The sequence below is a fragment of the Pseudomonas uvaldensis genome (genome assembly GCF_021271205.1).
In the GTDB taxonomy this organism is placed as follows: Bacteria; Pseudomonadota; Gammaproteobacteria; order Pseudomonadales; family Pseudomonadaceae; genus Aquipseudomonas; species Aquipseudomonas uvaldensis.
Genome location: NZ_JAIWKS010000017.1, coordinates 40702 through 62529, shown reverse-complemented (window position 1 = coordinate 62529; position 21828 = coordinate 40702). Strand labels below are relative to the sequence as shown.

Sequence of the window (21828 nt, the reverse complement as noted above, 5' to 3'; positions counted from 1 at the left end):
TTTGAGCAATGGCTCGGTCATCACTATCGCTGCCGGCCAGACCACCGGTTCCATTAACGTCGACACCCCAGCCAACGACGTTTACAACAACGGCAGCACTGTCAGCACTACGATCACTGGCGCAACCGGCGGCAACTTCGAGAATCTGGTGCCGAGCACCACGCCTGCGGTCACCACGATCACCGATTCGGCGGACACTACCGGCCTGAGCCTGAGCGCCACCGGTTCGGTTGCCGAAGGCGGTCAGATCACCTACACCGCGACCCTGACCAATGCAGCCGGTTCACCAGTGACCGTGACCCTGAGCAACGGTGCAGTGATCACCATCGACGCCGGCAAAACCACCGGCACCGTCACCGTCGACGCACCAAAGGACGACGTTTACAAAGACGCCGGCAAAGTCGAAGTCACCATCGACAACGCCACGGGCGGTAACTTCGAACATCTGGTGCCGAGTACCACACCGGCTGTCACCGATGTCACCGACACCGTCGATACCTCGACCGTGAGCCTGACCGCTACGTCGAACGTCGCTGAAGGCGGCACCGTCGTCTACACCGCTTCGGTGGACGCACCGGTTACCGGCGCTCCATTGGTAGTCACCCTGTCGAACGGCCAGACCATCACCATCCCGGTGGGCGCAAGCTCCGGCACCGTGAACTTCACCGCGCCAAACGACGCCCTCGCGGGCGGCGACAACCTGAGCGTCAAGATCGACGACGCGAAAGGCGGTAATTACGAGCATCTCGCCATTGACGGCAAAACGGCTGATACCACCGTCACCGATACCCAGGACACCACCGGCCTGAGCCTGAGCGCCACCGGTTCGGTTGCCGAGGGCGGTCAGATCACCTACACCGCGACCCTGACCAATGCAGCCGGTTCACCAGTGACCGTGACCCTGAGCAACGGCGCAGTGATCACCATCGACGCCGGCAAAACCATCGGTACCGTCACCGTCGACGCACCGAAGGACGACGTCTACAAAGACGCCGGCAGTGTCCAGGCGACGATCCAGAATGCTACGGGCGGCAACTTCGAGCACCTGGTGCCAAGCACTGCCCCAGCAGTTACCACTGTTACCGATACCGTCGACAGCACCACCGTCAGCATCAGCGGCAGCACATCGGTCACTGAAGGCCAGACCGCTACCTATACCGTCAACCTGACGAACCCGGCGCAGACCGAGGTGACAGTCAAGATCGTCTACAGTGGCACTGCCGCCGACGGCACGGATTTCACTGGCGTCTATACCGTGAAGATCCCGGCCAACGCCACCAGCGCCACCTTCAACGTGGCGACGCTGGACGACAAGATCACCGAAGGTACGGAAAACTTTGTGGTCAAGATCGACTCGGCCACCGGCGGCAATTTCGAGCACCTGGCCGTCAGCGGCACCAATGGCAGCGTCAGCACGTCGATCATCGACAACGACGCGGCCCCGGTGCTCGACCTGGACGCCAACAACTCCAGCGGCAAGACCGGCGCCGATTACCAAGTGACCTTCACCGAAGGCACCCCTGGCCCTGGTGTGTCGATCGCCGACACCGACCTGAAAATCACCGACCCGGACAGCACCATGCTGACCGGCGCCACCATCGTGCTGACCAACCGTCAGCCCGGCGATGCGCTGAACCTGGGCAACAGCGTCAATGGCATCAGCATCAACGCCAACAGCACCAATGGCACGGTCACCCTGACACTGTCGGGTAATGCGACGCTGGCTGACTACATGCAGCAGATCAAGAACATCACCTTCATCAACAACAGCGATGATCCGAGCACCGTGCCACGCATCATCACCGTGACGGTGACCGACGGCTCCAGCTACTCCAACACCGCCACCACCACCGTAAACGTGGTCGGCGTCAACGATGCGCCGGTGGCTGCCGGTGGTTCGGTGACCGGCACCGAAGACACTTCGCTGGTCCTCGGCTGGTCGAGCTTTGGCGTCAGCGACGTGGACAGCGCCAGTGCAAACCTGGGTGTGAAAATCACCGGCCTGCCGAGCGACGGCAAGCTGCAGTACCTGGACGGTACGACCTGGAAAGACGTGACCAACAACCAGACCTTCACCAAGGCCGACATCGACGGCGGCAAACTGCGCTTCACGCCGGACGTCAACGAATCCGGTGCCAATGGCAACCCGAGCGGCGTGGGCGATCAGAAGTCCGACTACGCGCAGATCCAGTTCCAGCCAACCGATGGCCAGACGCTGGGCAACACCGGCACCGTGAAGATCGACATCACGCCAGTGGCCGATGCGCCGACGCTGAACGTGGCCGGCAACAATGTGACCTCCACCGGCCTGGTCAAGGAAGTCTGGACCAATCTGTCGGGGCTGGGCACCGATGGCAGCGGCGCGCCGTCCGGCACGCTCAAGTCGGTGATCGATTCCGCTGGCACGCCGAACAGCAGCACCACCGTGACCAACGTGCAGTCCGACAGCAACGTCAACGTCGGTACGGCTTCGAAAACCTCCGGCCTGATTTTCCTCGAAGCCGGCAAGACCTATACCTTCAGCGGGACCGCCGATGACAGCCTGCTGGTCACCATTGGCGGCAAGGACGTGGCATCAGCGACCTGGGGCGCTGGCGGTAAGCTGAACGGCTCGTTCACGCCGACCACCAGTGGCTATTACACCCTGGACATCTACCACCACAACCAGAGCGGACCAGGCAGCTATGACGTGAACCTGTCGGTCAACGGCAGCACTCCCGTCGACCTGAACAGCGCTGGCGTACCGCTGTACACCGGCGTAACAGACCTGGTAAATGCCGGTGTGACCGTTTCCGATCTGCACGGCACCAATGGCGAAGGCTATTACGACGGCTTCAAGCTCAACGAAGGCGCCGAAGGTGGCAGCGTGAATCTGTCGAAGATCACCACCGCCCTGACCGATACCGACGGTTCCGAAAGCCTGAGCGTGAAGATCGGCGGCATGCCGCAAGGCAGTGTGCTGAGCGACGGCGCCGGCCACACCGCGACCGTGGGCGCCAATGGCGAAGCCTCGGTCACGGGCTGGAACCTCGGCAGCCTCAAGCTGACGCCTCCGTCCTACTTCAACGGCCAGATCAACCTGACCGTGACGTCGACCTCCACCGAAGCCCTTGGCGGATCGGCGGTCACCACCGCGCAGATCCCGGTAACGGTGCATCCGGCGGTCTACAACGCGGCCACCGCCACCTCCGGCAGCGACAATTTCACGGGCACCGACGGCAACGACGTGATTGTCGCCGACATCGGCGGTCTGACCGTGGTACCGGGCGTCAACTACAACATCGCTTTCATGGTCGACAGCTCCGGCAGCATGAGCGAGTCGTCCCTGACTGCCGCCAAGAACTCGCTGACATCGGTGTTCAACACCCTCAAGCAGAGCATGGGCAACAACTCGGGCACGGTGAACATCTTCCTGGCGGACTTCGACCGCCAGGTGAACAAAACCGTTTCGGTCAACCTCAAGGACCCGAATGCACTGACCCTGCTCAAGAACGTCCTGGACTCCATGGTGTCCGGCGGCGGTACCAACTACGAAGACGTGTTCAAGACCACGGCCAACTGGTTCAAGAGCACCGAGGCCACGAGCAACACCGGGGCGAAGAACCTGACGTACTTCATCACCGATGGCCAGCCGACGTTCTACCAGGCCGGCGAGCAGACGAACCCCGACCTCTATAACGGCGTGAAGCTCGACAGCCTGATCACCACGACCAATTACAAGTTGGGCCAGACGTTCAGCGCCGACCTGGACAGCACCCACCGGGTGCAAGTCGACGAGTCCGGCAATGTCTCGTTGCTGACCTGGAAAAAATCCTGGGGCGGCTACTGGAGCGAGGAATCCCTGGGCACGTTGCGCGCCCAAGGGGACGGTACCTACGAACTGTCGTACCGCGACGGTACCGGCAGCAGCACCGACTCGACCACCACCAGCAACTCTCTCAGCGCTTTCGCGCTGCTGAGCTCGGTGTCGGGCGTGGAAGCGATCGGCTTGAACAAGGACGTCACCCTGACCGACCTCAAGCCGTACGACTCCGATGGCAAGCCGCAGACCAACATCGACCCCAAAGACCTGGCCAACTCCATCATTGGCCATACCGAAGCGACGCTCCCGGGCTCCGACACGGTCAATGGCGCCGACGGCAACGACATCCTGTTCGGCGACCTGGTGAGCTTCAACGGCATCGCTGGCGAGGGTTATCAGGCCATCCAGTCGTTCGTGGCCCAGCAAAGCGGCGTCGACGTCAGCAAGGTCACCACCGCCAACGTGCACCAGTACATCACCGAGCACTACACCGCATTCGACGTGTCCGGTGCCCACGATGGCAACGACACGCTGTTGGGCGGCGCCGGCAATGACATTATCTTCGGCCAGGGCGGTAACGATTTGCTCGACGGTGGCAAGGGCAATGACATCCTGCTCGGTGGCAGCGGCAACGACATCCTGATCGGCGGCAAAGGCAACGACACCTTGATCGGTGGCCTGGGCGGCGACACGTTTGTCTGGAAAGCCGGCGATACCGGCACCGACGTGATCAAGGACTTCAAGGCCGCCGATGGCGACCGGATCGACCTGCGGGATCTGTTGCAGGGTGAAACCGGCAGCACCATCGATCACTTCCTGAAGATCACCACGGTCGACGGTGTGTCGTCGTTGCAGGTCAGCACTACCGGCCAGTTCAATGCTGCCAACGGTGCACCGGCCACGCCGGACGTGACGATCAAGCTCGAAGGCAACAACTGGTCGAACGTCAATCTGAACACGTTGATCGCCGGCAGCGACCCGACCATCAAGGTCGATCACAACAACAGCTGACGCTGTCACCGAACCATGGCGAGGGAGCTGGCTCCCTCGCCATGGGATAAGTGTTCATACTTCCCCCACAGTTGGCCTATGCTGCCCAGCATGATGCCGCTTCATACATGAGGGATGCCCGATGTTCTATGTGCAACGCGATGCGCAAGGCCTGCTGGTACGCGTTGAAGCCAACGCTTATGCCGAGGCCACCGAAACCCTGCCGGCCGACAACCACGAGATCCAGGACTGGTTCGCCAACCAGGCGGTAGAAAACAGCCTCAAGCAGCTAAAGCAGAGCGACCTGGAGATGATCCGGGTGCTCGACGACCTGATCCAGGTTCTGACCGCCAAAGGTGTCATCCGTGTCACCGATCTGCCAGCGGCGGCCCAGGCCAAGCTGATGGATCGCAGCCAGGCCCGGGAAGCATTGGGTGGGTTGAGCCGGTTGATCGATGATGATGAGAAAGGGTTGATCTAGGCCTGATTCATCTGCGTCAGGGCTGGCCTCATCGCGAGCAGGCTCGCTCCCACATTGGTTCGGTGTGAACAAAGTATTTGCGACAACACCATCCCATGTGGGAGCGATCCTGCTCGCGATAATCGACTGACCGGCAACACCGCTACCAGGCCTTAAACCCAGCGGCCGGGCTCCCCAATCAACTGCCCCTGCACCCCGAACAAGCCCATTTCGCGGATCACCGCCAGCTCCCCCTCAGTCTCTACCCGCTCGGCAATCAGCGGCAGATCGATACTGTGGGCGGCGCGCTGGATGGCTTCGATGAACAGGCGCTTATCGCTTTCCTGATCGATGGCGCGGATGTAGCTGCCGTCGATCTTCAGGTAAGCCAGCCCCAACCGCGAGAGGTTGCCGATCATGCTGAATCGACCGCCGAAACGTTGCAGGCTCAGAGAGAAACCGAGTTCGCGCAGGCGTCGGGTCAGCTGCTCCAGTACCGCTTGCTCCGGCAATTGCTCTTCGCCGATCTCCAGGGTCAGGCGCGGCCCAAGGTTGGAATGGGAGCGCAGAATCTCGAAAATTTTATTCAATGCCTGAGAGTCGGCCAGGGTGGCTGAGGACAGGTTCAACGCCAGGGCGTGTTCGTGCTCGACCATCTGTTTGAGCACCTGCTCAAGCATCAGGCGGTCCAACCGCGCGGTCCAGCCAAAACGCTCCAGCCAGGGCAGGAAACGCCCGGCGGGTATGGTCTGGCCCTGCTCGTCCAACAGCCGGGAAAGCACTTTGTAATGCAGGACCACCTGGGTGTCCTGGGCCGCCACCACCGGCTGGAAGTACAGCTCGAACCGTTGATTGTTCAACGCCACGTCCAGCCATGTGTGCCAGGCATGGTGATCGTCGCCGACGCTGATCGATGCACTGTGTTCCAGGCAAGCCCAACCCGGTTCGCCCTGGCTTTCGGCCTGAGCCAACGCCTGGTCGCCAAGCTGGAGCACCGCTTGTGGGGAGTCGCCGTGGACAAACGGCGCCAGTCCGATGGACGCCACCGACGCCACGTCGGTCGCCCCCGTGGCATGCAGACTCGCCAGCGCGCCTTCGAGGTTCTGTGCCAACTGCACGGCTTCCTCACGTACCAATCCCGGGGCCAGCACAGCGAATTCGCCACCGCGGATGCGCGTCACCAGATTCTGGGTTTCAGGGTAGCGGGCACTTTCGCGCAGCAATTGCTCGCCCACCGCTTTAAGCAGTTGGTCGGTACGCTGCCCGCCCAATCGCTGGTTCAGGCCAGCCAGATCCCTGACCCGCAGCAGCAACAGATAACCGGAACTGGCCTGCTCGGAGCTGCTCACTCGGGCATTGAGCTGCATTTCGAAGTAGCGCCGGTTGGCCAGGCCCGTGAGCGTGTCCTGGTAGGATTCGATCCGCAGTTTTTCACTGCGCTCGGCCTGCTCCTCGAACAGCGCCTTGAGCTTCTCGACCATCTGGTTCATGGCCTGTACCACGCGACGCAGTTCGGGGGTACGCGGCAGCTCCGGCAGGCTCAGGAACTCGCGGCGGGCGATGGCGTGGGACTGGTGCACCATATAATCCAGCGGCTTGAGCTGACGTCGCAGCAGCAAGGCTCCCAGCACTGCACTGATGGCGCCACACAGCAACAGCCAGCCCAGGCTGCCCAGCGCACTCTGCCAGAGCTTGGCGAGAGCAAACATCGGATGGCTGACCACTTCGACCCGCGCCGCCTGCTCCCAGCCACGACTGACAATCGCGTCGCCACCGGCCGGCTCCAGACCAATGAGCTTGACGAACCATTGCGGCACGCTGCCAGCATCCGGCACGCCGGTGCGCTCGACGAGGGTCTTGTCGGTGGCCACATCGACCACGCGGATGCTGGCGTAGTAGCCGCTATCGAAAATCGAGCTGACCATCAGCTCCACCATCGCCGGGTCATCGATGTTCGGCGTCAGCGACAGCGCCAGCGCCGTGGCCGCGTCCTGGGCGTGGGAGCGCAACTGGTTGACGTACTGGGCCCGCGAGCTCTCCAGGCTGACCATGAAGCTGCCGCTGAAGGCAACCACCAGGAACAGACAGATAGCGATCAACAGCTGTTTGAACAGGGACATCTGAGCGCGCGCTCCTAGTTAGTCTCGACCGGAAAACCTTCGGCCTGCATTTTCTTCAATACATCCTGCCACCGGGACAGGCGCTTGGTATCACTCACTTTCTTGTTGCCCTTGGTGCCCGGCAGCCAAAGCCCTTCGGCGTTGAAAGAGTAGACCGGCAACAGGTCGGTTCGCTGGCTGGCCGGCTGGATGCCGTCGATCAGGCTGTCGAGCACCAACGGCATTGCATCGGGGGTGGCGTAGTAGGTCAGCACCATGTGCGCACGGTTCTGCCGCAACGCCTTGACGTAGGTGATGCGCAGCTTGTCACTGGACACCCCGAGATGACGCAGGCTGAAATACTTGGCGATGGCGTAGTCCTCGCAGTCGCCAGCGCCCTTCCACAGGGCCTGGATCGGGGTTTCCCAATAGTCGACTTCACGCCACAGGTCGATGTCTTCCACGTAGCGCACCTGCTTGTTGAAGAACAGGTTCACCACCTTGAGCTGTTCCAGTTCCGGAATCTGCTTCTGGGTCGCCAGCAATTGCTGCCAGGCATCGATCCGCTGCTGCCCTTCGCCCAACTGCCCGTACAACGCCTGCGCCCGCCGGCTGATCTGGGCAAAGTCCCAGTCGGCCCTGAGGCCGCCCAGCATGAGGCCGGCCAGCAACAATGCCGAACACAGCCAGCGCAAGGACCTGCAGACAGGGGAAGGTGCAGCCAAGGGAAATACGTCCGGAAAAGGGCCGTTGGAAATCGTTGGATGGTGAAGCCTGGCCCGGGAAAAAACAATGGCAGGGTGGAATCACCGCGGACACGCTAAACTTTAGTTCAGGAACCGGAGCCGTGAGATTTTGACGGCATGACAAACTGTAACTAGTGTTGGCTTGGATCCAATTTCGTTACACCAGTCAGGTGCGTTGTCGTGACACAGAAGCCCAAGCCGTTAAGCACTATCCAAGTCAATAAACCCGTCCCTGCGGCTCAGGCACGGTCGATCATCGAAGCCTCCCTGCGCGAGGCCATCCTCGACGGGCGCCTGCCTCGCGGCACTGCCTTGCGCCAGCAGGAGCTGGCCGACCTGTTCGGTGTGAGCCGTATGCCAGTGCGAGAAGCGTTGCGTCAGCTCGAAGCCCAATCGCTGCTCAACGTGGTCCAGCACAAAGGTGCCGTGGTCGCCCCGTTGATCACCAATAACGCCATCGAAACATATGCGTTGCGCGCGGTCCTGGAAGCATTCGCCCTGCGCCTGTCGATTCCGCTGCTGGATGACGATGACCTGGCTCAGGCCGCCCGGTATATCGATCAGTTGGAAACGCAGACCGATCACAGTGAAATCGGCAGGCTCAACCGGCTGTTTCACATGTCGCTTTACCACAAGGCGCCCAACAGCAAGCTGCTGGACCTGATCGAGCGCGAACTCAGTGAAGAAGAGCGCTTCCTGCGCTTTCACCTGTCTTCCATGGGACTGGGCAAGCTGACCCAGGATGATCATCGCGCGCTGCTCGAAGCGGCGGCATCCAGAGATATCGATCAGGCAGTGGCGCTGCTGGAGCGCCATCTGGAAAAAGCCTGTGTGACCATTCGCCGGTACCTGGAGCAGTCTCCAGGCTGACCCGCCTATCGACCCGCGTATCACTTTCTTACACATCCTTCCTACCGGCCTTCCCGCCTCTACGGCGGGCTTGGCCGTGGACGCGACGCATCGTCGTGTCGGCCTAATGGCACTGCCGTCGATTTGGGCTCACTCTTGCGTTTGTCGATTCAAGAAACAGACCTGAAGAAGTCAGCGTCCGGCCGTCAGCCAGGCGAATCGAAGCCACCACGCAAGGAGCGTCGCCCAACCGGCGGGATGATCGAGTGTCCGACCGATATCCCTCCCTTAATACACAAACTTCCTTATTTCCTGTTCCCTGAAGTGCTCCGAGTGAGGCATTCACTCGAACTTTCGATTCTGATGGCCCTCCATCGGAAGGAGCAACTTCGCCCCAATAAAACTTATAAATAAAGTTTTAATATCCCTCTTCGCACCCAATAAAACCACAACTAAAAATAATAAAAAAAGTTCTTGCGACCTACTTATTACGTGTATTAGTTTTTCGCTGTCGAGCTTTTATCGACGATCGATTTTTTTACCAAACACCGATAAACAAAGGCCCCAAGGCCCGGCACAGCTGGTAAAGCAAACACTTTAGCTATTCATGGATTCCGGTTCAGGCCCCCGCTCGCCTTGATTAAATATCGAGCCGCCTACTGGTCAAACATCATTGATGAGGACGTTCCAATGCAGCCAACCAAAGAACAACTTTTTCTGAAAAAGCGTGAACTTGGGCAACATCCGGTTTTTTCTGAAATAACGTCAATTGATCTGTTGCGCCGTTTTATGGAAAGCCATGTGTTTGCCGTGTGGGACTTCATGTCGCTGACCAAACGGTTGCAGCGGGAATTGACCTGCGTCCATCTGCCCTGGCTGCCGCCGGCCGATCCGCATGCGGCTCGCCTGATCAACGAGATCGTCCTGGGAGAAGAATCGGACGATCGTCCGGGTGCGGGGTACTGCAGTCACTTCGAACTGTACCTGGACGCCATGCGCGAGGTCGGTGCGGATACCCGAGCGATTGAACAATTCATCACCCTGCAGCAGGAAGGTGTCAGCCCTGACACAGCACTGGACAGCGTCGAAGTCGAACCGGCGGCGGCGCGGTTCGTTCGCCAGACTCTGCACACCGCCCTGCACGCCCCGGCCCACAGCGTGGCGGCTGCGTTCGTGCACGGCCGCGAGAGCGTCATCCCGCAGATGTTTCAGCGCATGTTGGATGCCTGGGGCATCGGCCTGGACCAGGCGCCGACGTTCCGTTACTACCTGCAACGGCACATCGAAGTGGATTCCGAAGATCACGGCCCGGCGGCGGAAAAACTGCTGGCCCGGCTGATCGATGGCGACCCGCAACGCGAGATGGAGGTGTTATCCGCCGCGCTCGCCGCCGTGCACAGCCGCGCGGCCCTATGGGACGGCCTGCGCGAAAGCATGAGCCAGCCGGTCGCGCAGGTGATGCCATGAACGCCATCCAATACCAATCTTTCGCCGACACCTGGGAAAGCCGCGCCACGATCCGCACCCGCCCACGGCGCCGTGTCGAAAACGACGACAAGCTGATTTTCCCGATGAGTCGCCAACCACTGGTGCACAGCCAGACCTTTCTCAGCCACTGCCCACAACTGCGCGACTTTGCGCTGGTGCAGAGCCTCTACAAGTTCATCAACGACGTGGTGATCTTCGAGACCGAACTGGTGGACCACACCGCCCGGCGCATCGCCAAGAATCGCTTCGGCATCGAGTTCCCGTTCGCCTGTCGCTACGACGCGATGACCGTGGTGGTGGACGAGGATTATCACGCGCTGGTGGCAATGGATTTCATGCAGCAGACCATCGACATGACCGGCATCGCACCGATCCCATTGCCGACACAGATCGAACTCAGCCGGGCCATCCCCGCGACACTGGCCCAGGCGCCGGAGCACTTGCTCAGCGCCGTCGAATTGATCTGCATCGCCATTGCCGAGAACACCGTGACCAACGAAGTAGCCGCCTTCGCCCGGGACGACTCGGTCAAGGCGTCGATCAAAGGGTTGATGGCCGATCACTTGCTGGACGAGGGTCGGCACTCGGGGTTCTGGACGCGTCTGGTGCAGATGTACTGGCGCACCGCTAGCGAAGAAGACCGCGAGACGATTGCGCGCCTGATGCCCGGTTTCATCGCCCAGTACCTGGCGAGCGACCTGCAGCAGGCCTTCGATTTCGAGCTGATCGCCCACTTGCCCGTCGACGAATCGGTGCGCCAGTCGCTGCGCGAAGAAGCCAGCGCGCTGGCCTATCCCATCAATCGCTATCACCCGCTGGTGGGCAACATCACTCGATTTTTCCGCAGCAGTTCGATGCTCGCCTCCCCCTGCGTGCGTGATGCGCTGGCCGATTACCTGATCCCATGAGGAGCCCCCGATGAGACGCCTCGAAATTGCAGTGCCTGGCACAAGCCAGGCCATGGCCGAATTGGCCCGAGAACTTGAAATGCACGGTCACGGGATCGTGGATGCTCAATCACCTGTCGACCTGTTGATCGATGACGGCACGGTGCAGTGCGCCATTGAAGCCCGATCCTGTCTTCAAGTGCGTGTGGCATTGCGCACGGTGCCCGGCGAGGCGCTGCCGCAACCCGTCGTGGTGTTCCACGACGGGGCCCAGCGCCTGCTATGCCAGGAAACCGTTGCCATGCAAAACTTTGGTAACGGTCAATCCTTGCGGCTGAATACACTGGCAACAGTGGTCGAAACCGCTGCTCGGCTGGTCAGTCAGCTATCCCGGGATGCTACCTGCTTCGATCACTGGCCGGCGCCCCATGTCGACGTTGTCGATCAGCCTTTACATGGGCTCGACGCACTGGAGCCACTGGCTTTCGAACACCGGCTCAATCGAGCCTCCGTGCCGTGGCTGTTGGCCGCCGCCGAAGTACCGGTGATGCACGACATCGAACAACGCATGCTCGATGACCCCATGTCACCGGCGCTGTGGGCCGACGGCAAGCTGACCGACTACAAAACCTTGCGCAGCGAAGCGCTGAAGTTGCAGCACGCCATGCTGGAACTGTTGGCGCATGCCTCTGTTGACGCAAGGCCTGTGGGAGCAAGGCTTGCCCGCGATACTGACACAGCGGTACCCAACCAGACCGAGCCATCGTTCATCGCCGGCAAGCCTTGCTCCCACAAGCCTCGCTCCCACCAGCCCTCTCTTCATCAGCCTAGCCCTCAAACGGTGATTGCGCTGTGCCTGCCAAAATCGGCGCAGTTGTACGCGGCTATTCTGGCGGTGCTGGGCTGTGGCGCCGTGTACCTGCCACTGGACCCGCAACACCCGGCGCAACGTCGACGCTTCATCTTGGAGAACGCCAGGGCCGACCTGCTGCTGCACGACGGCAGCACCGACCTGGGTGATCTCCCGGTGCCCACCCTGAACGTGCATCGGCTGCCCTCCGCCAGGCCGGATGTCCCCGCCTCACTGATCCGCCGCAGGGTGGACATCGACGATCCGGCGGTGGCGATCTATACCTCGGGCACCACCGGTCAACCCAAGGGTGTGCTGCTCAGTCATCGTAACCTTAGCCATTTCTGCGCCTGGTACGGCGACCATGTCGGGTTGCAGCGCAACAGCCGGGCGTTGCAGTTCTCCACCATCAACTTCGACGCATCGCTGCTGGATATCCTGCCGACTTTCATCCAGGGAGCGCTGCTGGTGGTGCCCGGCGAAGACCAACGTCGCGATCCGCGACAACTGGTCGAGCTGATCCGCTCACGACAAGTCACCCATGCCTTCCTGCCGCCCGCGCTGCTGAGCGTGATGCCCCTGGAGGAGCCGCTGGGCCTGACGCACCTGATCACCGGCGGGGATGTCTGCGAGCCGTTCGTGATTGAGCGCCTGGCGCCACAGTGCCGGTTTCACAACATTTACGGCCCGACGGAAACCACCGTGCTTGCCACCACGCGACAATTCACCGGTGGCGACAACAACCGCAACCTGGGGGTACCCATTGCCAACGGTCGGGTGCTGATCCTGGATGAACACCTGCAACCGGTCCCAGAAGGTACACCGGGCGAACTCTATATCGCCGGGCCTGGTGTCGGTCTGGGCTATCTGAATGACTCGACGCTGACCGCCAGCCGCTATCTCGACCTGTCGCTGCCCGGCGAGCGCACGCTACGGGTTTATCGCACCGGTGATATCGGCCAGTGGACCGAGCACGGTATCGAACTGTGCGGCCGTCGCGACAACCAGGTGAAGATCCGCGGCTTTCGGGTCGAACCGGAGGAAATCGAGCATTGCCTGCGGGAAAGCCAGTTGTTCCGTCAGGTCGCGGTCGGTGTGGATGAACGTCGACGGATCCTCGCGTTCCTCGTCCATCCGCAGGAAGACCGACCCGGTGCCGCACTCCAGGCCTTGCGCGAGCATGTGCAACGGATGCTGCCCGGCTACATGCATCCTGGTGCCTACATCGAGCTACCCAACCTGCCCTACACCAGCAACGGCAAGGTCGACCGCCGGGCCTTGCTCGCCCTGTCGGTGCAGGTCCAGTCCGATAGTCAGCACCGGCAGCCACAAAACCAGCTGCAAGCACAGTTGCAGCAGCTGTGGGCCGAGCTGCTGGAGCTGCCCGCCGAAGACATCGCCATCGATGAAAGCTTCTTCAACCTGGGCGGGCATTCGATCCTGCTGTCGCAGATGCTGCTGAACATCCACCAGGCTTTCGGTCGCAGCCTGTCGATCAATCGCTTCATCGAAGCGCCCACGCTGGTCACCCTGGCGAAATTACTCGACGGTCCCGAAACAACGGATGTATCGGTACTCAGCCCACAGGCTTTCATCGATGCCGAAGCCGAACTCAACATCGATCCGCTGCCCATCAGTCAGATCGGTGATGTGCACAAGGTGGTGGTGACGGGGGCCAACAGTTTTCTCGGCGTGCACATCGTCGAGGCCTTGCTGGCCTGGGGCGCCACCGAAGTCGCCTGCCTGGTGCGTGAGTCCGCCGGGCAAAGCGCGGCACAACGCTTCTCCCAGGCCCTGCAGGACAATCGCCTGGCTCATCTGGACCTGAGCCGGGTCAGCGTCTACGCCGCTGACATCACCCTGCCGCAGTTGGGCCTGCCGGACGACGTCTACACTCGCATCGACCGCACCTTCGGCGCGCTGGTGCACAACGCCGCCCACGTCAATCACGTCCTCGATTACGAGTCGCTGGCGCGGGACAACGTGGAGCCGATCTTCGAATGCCTGCGTCTGTGCGAAGGGCGCAGCAAGAAGATCTTCAACTTCGTCTCCACCCTGTCGGCCTCCAGCGCGTTGGGCGACGACGGTCAGGTGCTGGAGCAACCCGCTGCACCGACACCGCCCATCTACATCAAGAATGGCTACAACCTGTCCAAATGGGTCGGTGAACGGATCCTGCAACGGGCCCGGGATCGGGGCGTGCGGGTCAATCTGTTTCGCCCCGGCAACATCAGTTTCAACAGCCTGACGGGGGTCTGCCAGCCCCACAAAAACCGCCTGATGCTGATGCTCAAGGGCTCGATCCAACTGGGCCAGGTGCCAGCCCTGTCACTCAATTTCGACCTGATGCCCGTGGATTTCCTGGCTCGTTTCATCGCCTTTCATGCCAGCCGCTACCAACCGAACCAGGCGGTATTCAACCTGCACAACCCCGAGCCTTTGAGCTGGGACGCTTACGTGGCGTCGTTTCGCGACAGCGGCCGGGAGTTCTCGCTGGTGAGCGTGGCGGACTGGCAGCGGCAGCTGGGCCGGGTCGATCCCGACAATGCGCTGTTCGGCGTGCTGGGTTTCTACCTCAACGGATTCGAGGAGGACATCGGCGACATTTCGATGATCCGCCACGACAACGCCCGGACCGGGATACGGCAGATGGGCGCCCGCTACCCGGAAAAATCACCGGCCCTGCTGCGACGCGGCGCCGATTACCTCAAGGCCATCGATTTCATCTGAAACACCCCATCCAAAAAGGAGCAAGACCATGACTGCATTTCAACCCGACACCCTGATCAAAAATCCCCAGGCCTGCCACGTCGAAACGTCGGTGGAAGTGGCAGCCGATGCTGCTCGGGTCTGGGAATTGGTGGGTAATTTTGGCGGATTCGACCAATTCATCCCGGCACTGGCGCGCATCGAAATGACTGGCGAGGGCGTGAGGTCCCTGCGCAAGAAGTTCTTCACCGACGGGCAGAACCTGGTGGTGGAACAGCTCAACAGCCGGGACGACCAGGCCATGCACATGACCTGGACACTGATCTACAACACCCTGGGCATCGACAACCTCTGGGCGGCGATGCGCGTCGAGCCGCTGGCGGACCACCGCTGCCGCGCCACCTGGACCATCATCGCCGACCACACCGACGCCCACACTCCATCGGGCTTCAGGGACTTCCTGCAAGGTTTCGCCGATGAGGCGATGGGGAATGTGCAGGCGCAGTTCGCCGGACCATCGCTAATACTTTGTGGGAGCTGAGCTTGCTCGCGATGACGGTGGATCGGCTCGCAGTGATGTTGAATATGCCGACGCCTTCGCGAGCAAGCCCGCTCCCACAGGGACTGGTGGAGAACCCTGATTCCAGGTCCACCCCGGAACCCAGTGTGGGAGCGGGCTTGCTCGCGAAAGCGGTCGGCCAGCTTGCAGCGATGCCAACTGGCCGACCGCTCCCGTGGGTCATCAGATTTTGAAGCTGTCCACCAACTGCTTCAGCCGATTGGCCTGTTGTGACAAGGCATCGCAATCCTTGAGGGTTTCATTGAGGTTGGCGACGCTTTGCTGGTTCAACAGATTGATGTGGCTGACGTCCATGTTGAGGGTTTCCACCACGGAGGTCTGTTCTTCGGTCGCCGCGGCGACTGATTGGTTCATGCCGTCGATCTCACCGATACGTTGCGTCACGCTGACCAGCCGCAGGCCGGCCTGGTTGGCGACGTCCACGGTTTCGGCGCTGGAGGCCTGGCTGGCGTTCATCGTGGTCACCGCTTCGCGGGAACCCACCTGAAGCGAGGTGATCATCTTGTGGATCTCCTCCGCCGATTCCTGGGTACGGTGCGCCAGGTTGCGCACTTCATCGGCCACCACCGCAAAACCACGCCCGGCTTCACCGGCACGGGCCGCTTCGATGGCGGCGTTCAGCGCCAGCAGGTTGGTTTGCTGGGAGATGCCCTTGATGACATCCAGGATGTGCCCGATGTTGTCGGTGCTGGCGTTCAGGGTCTCGATCTGCGTGCACGACAGGCTGATCTTCTGCGACAGTTCGGTCATGGCCTGGATGGTTTTTTCCACCACCTGACGACCATCGTCCGCCTGCTCGCTGGCACCGCTGGCGTGTTGCGAAGCGTCAGCGGCATTGCGAGCGATTTCCTGGGTGGCGGCGCCCAATTGGTTGATGGCGGCCGCCACGCTGTTGGTCCGCGCGCTTTGCTCATCCGACCCCACCAGCGAAGCGTTGGACGACGTCATCACCCGTTGCGACAAGTCGTGCACTTGCCGGGTAGCAGAAGATACCTCGGCGATCGACGCGTGGATCCGCTCGACGAACTGGTTGAACGAGCCCGCCAACACCGCGAACTCGTCCTTGCCGTGCACCACCAGACGCCGGGTCAGATCGCCCTCGCCCTGGGCAATGTCCTGCATGGCGCGGCCCATGGCGGTCAACGGACGCATCAACACCTGGATCAACAGACTCAGCAACAGCGCAATGGCCGCCACCGCAACGAACATCGCGATCAGGGCCGAAGTGCGGAACTGGCTCAGCGGGGCATAGGCCTTGTCTTCATCGATCGACAGACCGATGTACCACTGCGCATTCGGCAGGCCCGCGACCTGCGTGAACGACAGGATGCGATCCTGCCCGTTCAGTTCGACTTCCTGGATGCCTTTCTCGATGCGCACCGGCGTTCCAGGGTAGATGTCCTTGAGGTTCTTCATCACCTGGTCCTTGTCCGGGCTGACGATCACCTGACCGTCACCGCTGACCAGGAATGCGTGGCCGATCCCGCCGAAATCCACCGAGTTGATGATTTTCACCAGGGTGTCGAGGCTCAGGTCACCGCCCACGACGCCGAGCAGTTCGCCGTTTTTCTTCACCGGCAGGGCAATAGTCACCACCAGGCCACCGACTGCCGCCGAATAGGGCGGGGTGAGCATGGTTTTGTCGGCGCTCACGGCCTGTTTGTACCAGGGACGCTGACGCGGGTCGTAGCCGTCGGGCATTTTTGCGTCAGGGCGCTGGGTGAAGACACCGTTGGCCTGGCCCACATAGGTGAACTGGAAGTTCGATGTCAGTGCCGGCTGATCCACCAGCCCCGCCAGATCGGCATTGGCGCCTTGATGCGCAATGTTCTGCGCGAGGTTCTCCAGCACCAGTACCCGCCCACTCATCCAGTTCTGGACGCTGCTGGCCGTCAATTCGCCGGATTGCTCGATGGAAGATTCGAGGCTGCGGCCGATGGTATTTCGCTGCAGGTAATCGTTGTAGAGGGTGAAAAGCGCGAACGCCAGCACCACTACACCAGAGGCGGCCAGCAGGATCTTATGGCTGAACTTGAGATTCATCGATGAGGCTTCTTATGCAAAGAGTTGGGGTGCATTCCGGGTTGCAACGTTCCATGTAACAGCGTGGGCGGGAGCTGACCCGCTCCATTTTGGTGCACGCATGATTCTCTGTCGGCCAGTTCGCAAAAAAAATTAGGGCTTTCAAACATCAGGCGACGGAAGGATGCCAGTCGAATGGTGGTTGCAAATTCCCTGAACGCTGATGACAATGCGACCTATTATCATTTGTGACATCCAGGGCGTCGCGTTCATGTCATCTCCCGAGTTTGCAGTACAGGCGCTCTACAGCAGTCATCACGGCTGGCTTCATGCATGGTTGCGCAACCGGCTTGGCAATGCCGCGGACGCGGCAGACCTGGCACAGGACACCTTCGTCCGCTTGCTGCAGCGCACCGAACGGCTGGAACTCAAGGCCCCAAAAGCTTTTTTGCGCACCATTGCCCAGGGTCTCGTCATCGACCACTGGCGACGGGAAGAAATCGAGCGCGCCTACCTCGAAACCATCGCCCATCTGCCGGAAGCCGAAACCCCCGGCGCCGAAGCCCAGGCGTTGATCCTGGAACTGCTCGAAGCCATCGCCAGGATGCTCGAAGGCCTCAAGCCCAAAGTGCGCAGGGCATTTCTGCTGGCCCAGTGTGAAGGCCTGACCTACAAACAGATCGCCGAGCAAATGGGCGTTTCGTTGCGCTCAGTGGAACGTTACGTCGCTGATGCGCTGTATCATTGTTACGTGTTGCGTTATGAGAACTGAACCCGTGGGCCGTCGTAGCGGCCCTTCGCAGCAAGTGGTCAAACAGGCGATCAACTGGGTGCTGCGCCTGCGCAACCACGCCACCCATCCCACTCTGCATCAACAGTGCGAGGCCTGGCGCGCCACTCATCCTGAACACGAACTGGCCTGGCAACGGGTGCAATCGCTGCACAGCGAACTGACCTCGAACCTGAGGGCCGTGCCCGGCGCTCATATTGCCCTCGAAACCCTGGAAAACAGCGCCCGGCGACTCAACCGCCGCCAGGCTCTGAAATTGCTCTCGGGGGTGGCGCTGCTGGGCTCCGCCGCGTGGCTGGGCAAGGACCTGGGCTGGCAGCCGTGGAGTGCCGATTTCGCCACCACCATTGGCGAGCGACGGGGTTTCCAGCTACCGGATGGGACGCGCCTGGAGCTCAACACCCAGAGCGCAGCCGATCTGGACTACACCGCCCGCCAACGCCTGATCAACCTGGCACGCGGTGAAATCATGGTCACCTGTGGTCGAGATCCGGAACGGCCCTTGCTGGTACGAAGCCGGCAGGGACTGTTCGAAGGCATCGAGGGCCGCTTCGTCGTCCGCCAGGACAGCGACTGCACGCGTCTGAGCGTCAGCAGTGGCCGGGTGGTGATCCGTTCGCACGCTGACAGCAACGGGGATCCCCTCCAGGTGAATGCAGGGCAGAGCTACCTGATCACTTCATCCACGGCCACCGTTGCGCCGCCGTTGGACATGGATGCCGGCGCCTGGGCGGACGGGTTGATCGTCACACGCAACATGCGCCTGGAAGACTTTCTCAACGAGGTGGGGCGCTACCGCCGGGGTTACCTCAACTGCGCCGAGTCGATTGCGGACTTGCGGCTGTCAGGCGTCTTCCGCCTGCAGGATACCGACAAGCTGCTGGCCGTGCTGCCGCGCACACTCGCGGTGCAGATACGTTATCGGACCCGCTGGTGGGTCACGGTGGAACGCCCTGCCTGATTTTTTTTGGCGGGTTTTGGGAGGCTGACCGGCTAGGAAGGTAATCAACGCTTTTCTGCCTTCAGCGACTCCAACGGAAACCTGTAAATGACCGAGCGCGTAAACCTCAAGACCCCCTTCGGCGGTTCCTCGCAAACCCGACTGCTGCGCCAGGCCATCCGCGCCGCGCTACTGACCACCGCGCTGGGTGCCGGCGTCGCACCGGTACTGGCGGTCGCCGCCCCCGACAGCGTCAGCACCAGCCGCCAGAGCTACAACATCCCGGCCGGCCCCCTCAGCGACGTATTGAACCAATTCGCTCGCCAGGCAGGTATCACCCTGGCCAGTACCCCGGAGCAGACCCGTGGCGTCCAGTCCCCCGGTCTGCAAGGCGAATACTCGGCAGACCAGGCCTTGAGCCATCTGCTCAGCGGTTCAGGACTGGTTGCCGTCAGCCAGGACGGCAGCAGTTATGTCCTGCAGACCGAGGCCGAGGGCAGCACTCTGGCGTTGCCAACCACCGATATCAAAGGGTTTGCCCTGGGTAATGCCCTGGGCAGCATGGAGGGCTACAACGCCACCCACAGCCAGGTCGCCACCAAGACCAGTACCGCCCTGCGGGAAACCTCCCAAAGCGTATCGGTGGTCACTCGCGAGCAGATGGACGACCAGGGTGCACAGACCGTGTCCCAGGCCATGCGTTATACCCCAGGCGTGTTGACCAACCCCTACGGCGCCACCCACCGCTACGACTACGTGGCGATGCGCGGCTTCAACGATGGCTCGGTGGATAACATCTACCTCGACGGCCTCAAGTCCATGGGCGACAGCGGCACCTACAGTTCCATCCAGATCGACCCGTATTTCCTGGAGCGGGTCGATATCCTCAAGGGACCGTCCTCGGTGCTCTATGGCCGCAGCTCTCCCGGCGGCCTGGTGGCGCTCACCAGCAAGAAACCCTTGTACGAGGCTTATCGCCAGGTCCAGGCGACGGTCGGCACCCAGGGCCAGCGTGGTGTAGGCTTCGACTTCACCGGGCCGGTGGACGATGACAAGCGCATCGCTTATCGCCTGATCGGTTTGGCGGACACCTCCGACACCCAGTTCGATCACAACAAGGAAAAACGCTTCGCCCTCGCGCCCACGGTGAGCATCGATTTCACCGAAGACACTTCGCTGACCCTCCAGGCCTATCTGCAGCACGACCCCGACGGCGGCTACCACGGCGGCATGCCGGCCGACGGTACCTTGCACCAGCGCAACGGCCGACGGATTTCCGAAAACTTCTTCGAAGGTGAACCCGGCGTCGATCGCTATGAGCGTGACCAGCAATCGTTCGGCTACCAGTTCGAGCACCGCTTCAACGATGTCTTCACTGCCCGGCAGAACTTCCGTTACCTGGATTCGGAGGTCAAGAACGACCAGGTCTACGCCTACGGCTGGACGACGCCCACCAGCAACGAGCTGAACCGCTACTACACCGGCGCCGAAGAAAAGCTCCACGCCTTCATCGTCGACAACATGTTGCAAGCCGAATTCTTCACCGGCGCGACCAAGCACACCGTGCTGACGGGCATCGATTATCAGCGCCGCAAGACCGTGGTCGACTGGACCAGCGGCAGCCTGGCACCGATCAATGCCTTCGATCCGGTCTATGGCAACTCGGCCATCACCTATTTCAGCCCTACCAGTTATCTGCGGCGTCTGGAGCAGACCGGCGTTTACCTGCAAGACCTGGTCGAAATGGACAAGTGGCGCTTCTCTCTCGGCCTGCGCCAGGACTGGGTCGAGACCTCGGATGAAAACCGCATCGCCGAATCGGGTCGCCCGCAAGGCACCGAAATCAACGACAAGCGCACCAAGCTTACCGGCCGCGCCGGAGCGTTGTACCTGTTCGACAACGGACTGGCGCCATACATCAGCTACTCCGAGTCGTTCAACCCCAACTCCTATGCCGACAGCGCCGGCAACCCGCTGCCGCCGACCGATGGCAAGCAATGGGAGCTGGGCTTGAAGTACCAGCCACCGGGCACGGATGACCTGTACACGGCGTCGCTGTTCCGCATCGACCAGGAAAACCTGGCGACCAAACTGCCCCAGGAAAACTTCTACCGTGCCGTGGGGGCCGTACGTTCCCAGGGCCTGGAACTGGAAGCGCACCTGCAGTTGACCGAGCAGCTCAAGCTGTTGGGCAGCTACACCTTCACCGACATCGAATACTCGAAGTCAATGGTCAGCACGTTGAGCACCCCGAGCGACATCATCGAAAACAAAGGCAACTCACCGACCCAGGCCCCGCGCCACATGGCTTCGGTATGGGCCGACTACAAGTTCGACAGCGGCGCCCTGGATGGCCTGCGACTGGGCGGCGGCGTGCGTTATGTCGGCTACAGCTGGGCGGATGCGGAAAACACCATGAAGGTGCCGTCCTACACGCTGTTCGACGCCTCGGTGGGGTATGACCTGGGCAAGGTCGGCTTGAAGGGTATGGACGTGCGCCTGAATGCCAACAACCTGACCAACGAAACCTACGTGGCCTCGTGCGCCAGCCTGAGTTATTGCTACATGGGCGAAGAACGCAACGTGGCGGCTACCGTGAGCTACCAATTCTGACTC

Annotated in this window: 12 protein-coding genes and 1 pseudogene; 10 read left to right on the top strand and 3 right to left on the bottom strand. The window is 61.3% G+C overall.

The window, feature by feature from the left end:
• Both LCU97_RS25685 and LCU97_RS25680 read left to right on the top strand, forming a co-directional pair.
• Positions 1 to 4813, top strand: a pseudogene (locus LCU97_RS25685) (LapA family giant adhesin); the annotation flags it as partial.
• A 121-nt stretch (positions 4814 to 4934) separates the two neighbouring features.
• On the top strand, positions 4935 to 5273 hold the full coding sequence (locus tag LCU97_RS25680) for a hypothetical protein (RefSeq protein ID WP_053151984.1): 339 nt from the start codon (positions 4935 to 4937) through the stop codon (positions 5271 to 5273).
• Between the two features lie 152 nt (positions 5274 to 5425).
• Here LCU97_RS25680 and lapD read toward each other — a convergent pair whose 3' ends face one another.
• Both lapD and lapG read right to left on the bottom strand, forming a co-directional pair.
• Positions 5426 to 7372 carry a cyclic di-GMP receptor LapD gene (gene lapD, locus LCU97_RS25675; protein WP_232778088.1) on the bottom strand — a complete coding sequence of 649 codons (1947 nt, stop codon included), beginning with the start codon at positions 7370 to 7372 and terminating at the stop codon, positions 5426 to 5428.
• Between the two features lie 14 nt (positions 7373 to 7386).
• Entirely contained in the window at positions 7387 to 8007 is a 621-nt protein-coding gene (gene lapG / locus LCU97_RS25670; protein ID WP_371259583.1) for a cysteine protease LapG, read from the bottom strand.
• Positions 8008 to 8277: 270 nt separating this feature from the next.
• On the opposite strand from lapG, the gene LCU97_RS25665 reads away from it, so the two are divergent.
• From LCU97_RS25665 to LCU97_RS25645, 5 genes are all read left to right on the top strand, one after another.
• A complete protein-coding gene (locus LCU97_RS25665) occupies positions 8278 to 8967 on the top strand; it encodes a GntR family transcriptional regulator (RefSeq protein ID WP_053151990.1) in 690 nt (229 codons plus the stop codon).
• A 669-nt stretch (positions 8968 to 9636) separates the two neighbouring features.
• The gene (locus tag LCU97_RS25660) at positions 9637 to 10413 is read left to right on the top strand and encodes a DUF3050 domain-containing protein (protein ID WP_053151992.1); all 777 of its coding nucleotides are present in this window, start codon (positions 9637 to 9639) and stop codon (positions 10411 to 10413) included.
• Positions 10410 to 11342 carry a diiron oxygenase gene (locus LCU97_RS25655; protein ID WP_053151994.1) on the top strand — a complete coding sequence of 311 codons (933 nt, stop codon included), beginning with the start codon at positions 10410 to 10412 and terminating at the stop codon, positions 11340 to 11342. The genes LCU97_RS25660 and LCU97_RS25655 overlap by 4 nt, the downstream gene beginning before the upstream one ends.
• Before the next feature lie 10 nt (positions 11343 to 11352).
• Positions 11353 to 14901, top strand: coding sequence for a non-ribosomal peptide synthetase (locus LCU97_RS25650; RefSeq protein WP_232778087.1), 3549 nt, complete (start codon positions 11353 to 11355; stop codon positions 14899 to 14901).
• 28 nt (positions 14902 to 14929) lie between these two features.
• Entirely contained in the window at positions 14930 to 15421 is a 492-nt protein-coding gene (locus tag LCU97_RS25645; RefSeq protein ID WP_053151998.1) for an SRPBCC family protein, read from the top strand.
• A 201-nt stretch (positions 15422 to 15622) separates the two neighbouring features.
• On the opposite strand, the gene LCU97_RS25640 is transcribed toward LCU97_RS25645, so the two are convergent.
• On the bottom strand, positions 15623 to 17503 hold the full coding sequence (locus LCU97_RS25640; protein ID WP_232778086.1) for a methyl-accepting chemotaxis protein: 1881 nt from the start codon (positions 17501 to 17503) through the stop codon (positions 15623 to 15625).
• 250 nt (positions 17504 to 17753) lie between these two features.
• On the opposite strand from LCU97_RS25640, the gene LCU97_RS25635 reads away from it, so the two are divergent.
• The 3 genes from LCU97_RS25635 to LCU97_RS25625 all read left to right on the top strand — a co-directional run bounded on the left by LCU97_RS25635 (position 17754) and on the right by LCU97_RS25625 (position 21825).
• Entirely contained in the window at positions 17754 to 18254 is a 501-nt protein-coding gene (locus LCU97_RS25635) for a sigma-70 family RNA polymerase sigma factor (protein WP_053152010.1), read from the top strand.
• Entirely contained in the window at positions 18244 to 19233 is a 990-nt protein-coding gene (locus LCU97_RS25630; protein ID WP_232778085.1) for a FecR domain-containing protein, read from the top strand. Before LCU97_RS25635 ends, LCU97_RS25630 begins: the two co-directional genes overlap by 11 nt.
• Before the next feature lie 87 nt (positions 19234 to 19320).
• Positions 19321 to 21825, top strand: a complete 2505-nt coding sequence (locus LCU97_RS25625; protein WP_053152004.1) for a TonB-dependent siderophore receptor — start codon at positions 19321 to 19323, stop codon at positions 21823 to 21825.
• The last annotated feature ends 3 nt before the right edge of the window (positions 21826 to 21828 follow it).